Genomic DNA, 502 nt, shown 5'->3' on the forward strand with positions numbered 1-502 from the left:
AGGGATCACGCCAACATATACCGCATATTTTCGCGCATCGGTAAAGCTGGTAAAATTCTCTGTATAAGCTATCGTCATCCAGGCATTTACCGGCCCAATCCCTTTAATGCTGCTGATGATACGATAGCTTTGCAACATCGAGTCATCGTTTTTGATCAGATCTGTGACCTCATCCTCCACACGAGCGATGTGTTTTTTATTCTCTTTTATTTTAGCCTGGGCCACAAGGATAGTGGTATCAGTTTGCACAACCCCGTACATGTGTTGACGTTCTTTAATCGTACATGTTAATCCCGCCGTTTCACGAATCAGTCTTTTCCGGAAAGATAGTAGTTGCCTCAATTTTAACACCTTGTTATTCAGAGGCTTTGAAGATTCCAGACGTCTACGCTTTTCTTCACCATATTGTCCGATACGATAAGCGTCTGCCTGATCACTCTTCCCTCTGGTCATACCCATCGATTGCTTGATCTCTAAGCCCGGTACCCGGCAATAAGCGATA

Annotated in this window: 1 protein-coding gene; it reads right to left on the reverse strand. The window is 44.2% G+C overall.

The window, feature by feature from the left end; translation table 11 throughout:
* A partial coding sequence (locus GOQ17_RS16060) for an IS110 family transposase (protein WP_159639064.1) occupies positions 1-502 on the reverse strand: 502 nt, incomplete at both ends.

Source organism: Sphingobacterium composti, from assembly GCF_009829075.1.
GTDB classification, from domain to species: domain Bacteria; phylum Bacteroidota; class Bacteroidia; order Sphingobacteriales; family Sphingobacteriaceae; genus Sphingobacterium; species Sphingobacterium composti.